At 59.0% G+C, this 5,358-nt stretch carries 7 protein-coding genes; 3 read left to right on the top strand and 4 right to left on the bottom strand.

Annotated features, from left to right (window positions below; genetic code table 11):
- Positions 1-462, bottom strand: a 462-nt coding sequence (locus tag NDI87_RS16290; RefSeq protein ID WP_296276570.1) for a sodium/proton-translocating pyrophosphatase, incomplete at its 3' end; no start/stop codon positions are given.
- Positions 463-703: 241 nt separating this feature from the next.
- Here NDI87_RS16290 and ppa point away from each other — a divergent pair.
- Positions 704-1,243, top strand: coding sequence for an inorganic diphosphatase (gene ppa / locus NDI87_RS16285; protein ID WP_296276567.1), 540 nt, complete (start codon positions 704-706; stop codon positions 1,241-1,243).
- A gap of 20 nt (positions 1,244-1,263) precedes the next feature.
- Here ppa and NDI87_RS16280 read toward each other — a convergent pair whose 3' ends face one another.
- Entirely contained in the window at positions 1,264-2,490 is a 1,227-nt protein-coding gene (locus NDI87_RS16280) for a GNAT family N-acetyltransferase (RefSeq protein WP_296276565.1), read from the bottom strand.
- A 15-nt stretch (positions 2,491-2,505) separates the two neighbouring features.
- Here NDI87_RS16280 and NDI87_RS16275 point away from each other — a divergent pair, with 15 nt between their 5' ends.
- Both NDI87_RS16275 and NDI87_RS16270 read left to right on the top strand, forming a co-directional pair.
- Positions 2,506-4,182 (top strand): NAD+ synthase, encoded by a 1,677-nt coding sequence (locus NDI87_RS16275; protein WP_296276562.1) that lies wholly within the window; start codon positions 2,506-2,508, stop codon positions 4,180-4,182.
- A 44-nt stretch (positions 4,183-4,226) separates the two neighbouring features.
- The gene (locus NDI87_RS16270; protein ID WP_296276559.1) at positions 4,227-4,565 is read left to right on the top strand and encodes a P-II family nitrogen regulator; all 339 of its coding nucleotides are present in this window, start codon (positions 4,227-4,229) and stop codon (positions 4,563-4,565) included.
- Positions 4,566-4,590: 25 nt separating this feature from the next.
- On the opposite strand, the gene NDI87_RS16265 is transcribed toward NDI87_RS16270, so the two are convergent.
- On the bottom strand, positions 4,591-5,085 hold the full coding sequence (locus NDI87_RS16265; RefSeq protein WP_296276557.1) for an RDD family protein: 495 nt from the start codon (positions 5,083-5,085) through the stop codon (positions 4,591-4,593).
- A 91-nt stretch (positions 5,086-5,176) separates the two neighbouring features.
- Positions 5,177-5,358, bottom strand: a 182-nt coding sequence (locus NDI87_RS16260) for a hypothetical protein (protein ID WP_296276555.1), incomplete at its 5' end; no start/stop codon positions are given.

The raw sequence follows: 5,358 nt of genomic DNA, 5'->3' as shown, positions 1-5,358 counted from the left end.
GTTGCCGTTGCCGACCAGGAACCAGAAGAACCCGGTCACGCCCAGCAGACCGAGGCCAACCACCAGCATGCCGGTGATGGCGCCACCCCGGAAAGCCACGTCCAGTGCCGGGCCAATGCCCTTGGTGGCGGCCTGGGCGGTGCGCACATTGGCGCGCACCGACACGTTCATGCCAATGAAGCCGCAGGCACCCGAGAGCACTGCACCCACCACGAAGCCGACCGCACTCAAGCCGTCCAGAAACACCGCAATCAGCACGGCCAGCACGACGCCGACCATGGCAATTGTTTTGTACTGTCGGGCCAGGTAGGCGGCCGCACCGGTTTGAATGGCGGCGGCAATTTCTTGCATGCGGGCGTTGCCCGCGTCCTGGGAAAGAATCCAGCTACGCGCCCAAAAGCCGTAGCCGACGGCGATCAAGCCGCAGATAAGCGCCAAGATCAGCGCTGAGTTGCCTGTCATAAAAAAATCTCCTGTCTGTTGTTTCGCGAGGTGGTGGTGCAACGCATTGGGCATCACCGCTGCGTTGCTTCCTCACTGTGTGCATCTTGATGTACGACAAGAGTGATTGGCCAACCGGCGCACTGTAACGCCAAAACATCGGCTTTTTCAGAATCCGCAAGTGGCAAGTAAGTAAAATCATGGTTAATCCTGACTGTTTCTGATTTAACTCAAATTCCAACTTCAACATAAGGCGACAAGCATGTCTTTAGATAACGTCACCCCCGGTGCCAAAGTGCCAGATCAGTTCAATGTCATCATTGAAATCCCGATGAACGCTGACCCGGTCAAGTACGAAGTCGACCATGAAACCCACGCCATTTTTGTTGATCGTTTCATGAGCACGGCCATGCATTACCCGACCAACTATGGTTATGTGCCGCAAACCATCAGTGGTGACGGCGATCCGGTGGATGTGCTGGTGATCACCCCGGTGCCGCTGATTCCGGGTGTGGTGGTGACCTGCCGCGCCATTGGTATTCTGAAAATGGAAGACGAAGCCGGCATGGACGGCAAGGTGCTGGCGGTGCCGATCGACAAGATTTTGTCGCTCTACACCCGTTGGCAAAAACCCGAGGACCTGAGCCCGGTGCGCCTGAAAACCATTGCCCATTTCTTCGAGCACTACAAAGACCTCGAAGCCAACAAGTGGGTCAAGATTCTGGGCTGGGAAGGCCCGGAAGCTGCCAAGCAGGAAATCATGGACGGCATTGCCAATTACCAGGCAACGCAAAAGAAATAAGGCCGACACGAAGCTGTTTGTTATGGGTCTGTGGAAGACGCTTCAGGCTTGAACGGGCTGTGATGATTCAGGTCTTCCACATAACTCTGGACGCCAGCGCGCTCGGCGCTTAAATAGCGCTCAATCGCTGCCAGAAATTGCGGCTGTGCCAGCCAGTGGGCGCTGGTGGTGGTGGCCGGCAGCAGGGCGCGGGCCAGTTTGTGCTCCCCCTGGGCACCGCCTTCAAAGCGCTGGTAGCCGTTGGCAATGCACCAGGCCAGGGGCTGGTAGTAACAGGCTTCGAAGTGCAGGCAGTCGACCCGCTCCAGCGCGCCCCAGTAGCGGCCGTACGCTACCCGCTGGGAATCTCCTGCATTTGGGGCATTGGCGCAGCTGGTGTTGAGGGCGATCAGGCTTGCGGCGATGGCCTGGCCATCACGTTCGGCCAGAAACAGCAACCAGTCTTCGGGCATGGTGCTGGCCATGCGGCTGAAGAAGTCGCGGTTCAGGTAGGGCGGGTTGCCATGCTCCAGGTAGGTCCGCTCATAACAGTGGTAAAAAAAATCCCAGTCCGCCGCACTGATCTGGCTGCCCTCAAGCACACGAAAGCTGACCCCCGCGTCGGCCACCTTGCGCCGTTCCTGGCGAATTTTTTTGCGTTTTTCCGCCGTCAACTGTCCCAGAAATACCTCAAAACCGGCATAGCCCGGGCTCGCGTTGTGCCAATGGAATTGCACGGAGTGGCGTAGCAACAGGCCTGATGCTTCAAGGGCGACCAGGTCATCATCGCTGGCAAACAGGGCGTGCAGGCCGGACAGTTGCTGGCGCTGGCACCAGTTGAGCATGGCGCTTGCCAAATGCGCGCGATCGGTCTGGTTGCGGGCCAGCAGGCGGGCCCCGGGCACCGGCGTGAACGGCACCGCGCACAGCGCTTTGGGGTAGTAGGCCAGCCCATGCTGGGCGTAGGCCTTGGCCCAGGCCCAGTCAAACACATACTCGCCGTGCGAGTGGGTCTTGAGGTACAACACACAGGCCGCGACCAGTTCACCCTGACGTTCAAGCAGAAAAAACTTCGGCGTCCAGCCGGTGTCAGGCGTGGCGCAGCCGCTCGCATGCAAGGCGTTCAGGTACTCATGGCGCATGAATGGGGTGGCCTGCGGCTGGCTGAACAGCAGGGCGTTCCAGGCACTGGCGGGCACTTCAGCAGACGAATCAAGCACCCGAATGACATAATCGTTTGCAACGTCAGTAGTTTTCTTGTCGATCATTTTTCTGTACTTTTCATGACTCTCAAAATTTGCGTGGCCCAGCTCAATCTGGTGGTGGGTGACATGACCGGGAATACCCAAAAAATCGTGGCGGCTGCCCGTACAGCCTACCAGCAGGGCGCCCGGCTGGTGTTGACGCCCGAGTTGTCGATTTGCGGTTATGCGGCTGAAGACCTGTTTTTGCGCAAAGCGTTCACCCAGGCTTGTGATGATGCCGTGAAAGCCGTGGCGGCTGCGTTGGCAGATTTGAAAGACCTCAGTGTGGTGGTGGGTCACCCCACCGGCGACGACCGGCGGACCCGCTCGGTGGCGGTGCAAAGCCGTTTCAATGCGGCCAGCGTGCTTTGCGAAGGCCGGGTGGTGGCCACTTATGCCAAGCGTGAGCTGCCCAATTACCAGGTCTTTGATGAGCGCCGTTATTTCACGCCGGGGCAGGGCGTGTGCGTTTTTGAGGCGGGTGAGCCGGGCGACCGGGTTAAGGTGGGTTTGCTGATTTGCGAAGATGCCTGGTTTGAACGCCCGGCCCGTGAAACGGCGCAGGCCGGCGCCGAGTTGCTGGCGGTTATCAACGCGTCCCCCTTTCATGTTGGCAAAGGCAACGAGCGCGAACAGATGATGCGCGAGCGCGTGCTGGCCTGCGGGCGGCCGCTGGTTTACGCGCATTTGGTGGGTGGGCAGGACGAAGTGGTGTTTGAAGGCCATTCATTTGTCCTCAACGTCGATGGCTCACTAGCGGGGCGGGCTCCCAGTTTCGTTGAGGACAGCCTGCTCATTCAGGCCAGCCGGACGCCTGCAGCGCTGCAACTGCAGGCCACCGTGGCGCCCGACCGCACCCCCGAGGCCGATTTGTGGGATGCCCTGGTGCTGGGTGTGCGCGACTACATCGGTAAAAACGGCTTTCCCGGTGTGCTGCTGGGTTTGTCGGGCGGCATTGACTCGGCCCTGGTGCTGGCCATTGCCGTGGATGCGCTGGGCAAGGACCGGGTGCGCGCGGTGATGATGCCTTCACCCTACACCGCCGACATCAGCTGGATCGACGCGCGTGACATGGCCTCCCGATTGGGGGTGCGCTATGACGAGCTGTCGATCGTGCCGGAATTTGAAGCGTTCAAGGCCACGCTATCAAACGAGTTCAAGGGCCTGGCAGAAGATGCCACCGAAGAAAATATCCAGGCGCGCATTCGTGGCACCCTGCTGATGGCGCTCTCCAACAAGTTTGGCAGCATCGTCCTCACCACCGGCAACAAGTCCGAGATGGCCACCGGTTATTGCACCCTGTATGGCGACATGGCAGGCGGCTTTGCGGTGATCAAGGATCTGGCCAAAACGATGGTGTTTCGCATTGCCCGCTGGCGCAATGCGCACGACCCGTACGGCACCGGCCGTGCGCCGATTCCCGAGCGCATCATCTCGCGTCCGCCGAGCGCGGAACTGCGGCCCGACCAGACCGACCAGGACAGTTTGCCGCCTTACGAGGTGCTCGATGCGATTGTGGAGCGCTACATGGAAAACGACGAAAGCATCGAACAGATCATTGCCGCCGGATATGCCAGCGCCGATGTCGAGCGGGTGACGCGCCTGATCAAGATCAACGAGTACAAGCGGCGCCAGTCGCCGGTGGGGATTCGTCTGACGCACCGCAGTTTTGGCAAGGATTGGCGTTATCCTATTACCAACCGTTTTCGGGCCTGAGGGTTTTGACTGCCTGCCGATCCCATTTTTAATTGAGGTACCTTATGAAACAAATCACCGCCATCGTCAAACCCTTCAAACTGGAAGAAGTGCGTGAAGCCCTGGCCGAATGCGGCGTGACCGGTCTGACCGTCACTGAGGTCAAGGGCTTTGGCCGTCAAAAAGGCCACACCGAGCTCTACCGCGGTGCGGAATACGTGGTCGATTTTTTGCCCAAAGTCAAAATCGAAGTGGTCGTGCGAACCGATGATGTTGACCGTTGTGTCGATGCCATCGTCAAGGCTGCCCACACCGGCAAGATTGGCGACGGCAAGATTTTTGTCACCGCCGTGGAGCGTGTGGTGCGGATTCGCACCGGTGAACTCGACGAAACCGCGATCTGAGCTGGTTGCCCCGACGGTCCCGGTTTCAGCGCTTGGGCGGGCGGGCGTCCACCAGTTGCGTGCCGGCCAGCGCGTCATGCCAGAACTGTTGGCGCGGGTGAAAGCGGCTCAGGATGGCCCAGATGGCGACCCAGCCGATGATGATCACAAAAGCCTCGCCGCCCTTGAGCTCAAAGACCCAGGACGCCACCAGCGGCGGCAAAAACCACAGCCAACTCCACAGATAGCGCAGCAGGGCACGACCCTGGCTTAAAGGCCGGCCGGACCGGTCCAGCACCCGGATATGCCAGGTTTTCATGGCCAGGGTTTGACCTTTGGACCAGAGCCAGACAAAGTAAATGCCAAAGATGACGAACAAAAATGCCTGCAGGGCGTGGCGGTTGTCCATGGCATTTCTGGTCTGGCTCAAGGTGCCAAACAGATAGCCCGCAATAAAAACCACGCCAAACAACAACATGCCCTCGTAAAGCCAACAGGCCATGCGCCTGAGCAGGCTGGGAGTGGTGGGGGGCAGGAGCATGGCGCGGGGACCTTGATGGCGGTTGATGCAATTTTTTTTGGTACATTGCGCGTTGGGACAAAGCCTGTGCGACACACAAAAAAGTGTCGAATTATTGCATTGCCTGGCTCCAGACCTCAAGTACGCGCTGACAAGTGCGATAATGCCGCTTGCAAATTAACGCAAACGGGTCAAGGTCCGGCGCACAAATCAATGCGCCCATGGTTTTGGCCTTAAGTTTCGATGCAACACCACAAGTGTTTGCAAAGAAGCACCCAAGGTATTTCGTTAGAG

Source organism: Rhodoferax sp., from assembly GCF_023701345.1.
GTDB lineage: Bacteria > Pseudomonadota > Gammaproteobacteria > Burkholderiales > Burkholderiaceae_C > Rhodoferax.
Note: the sequence above shows the minus strand (reverse complement) of the source record. Positions and strands in the feature narration are given on the sequence as shown.

What these genes read in the sequence shown, in the direction of transcription:
- ppa (WP_296276567.1), top strand. Translation starts at nt 704, where the DNA reads ATGTCTTTAGATAACGTCACCCCCGGTGCCAAAGTGCCAGATCAGTTC.
- NDI87_RS16280 (WP_296276565.1), bottom strand. Translation starts at nt 2,490, where the DNA reads ATGATCGACAAGAAAACTACTGACGTTGCAAACGATTATGTCATTCGG.
- NDI87_RS16275 (WP_296276562.1), top strand. Translation starts at nt 2,506, where the DNA reads ATGACTCTCAAAATTTGCGTGGCCCAGCTCAATCTGGTGGTGGGTGAC.
- NDI87_RS16270 (WP_296276559.1), top strand. Translation starts at nt 4,227, where the DNA reads ATGAAACAAATCACCGCCATCGTCAAACCCTTCAAACTGGAAGAAGTG.
- NDI87_RS16265 (WP_296276557.1), bottom strand. Translation starts at nt 5,085, where the DNA reads ATGCTCCTGCCCCCCACCACTCCCAGCCTGCTCAGGCGCATGGCCTGT.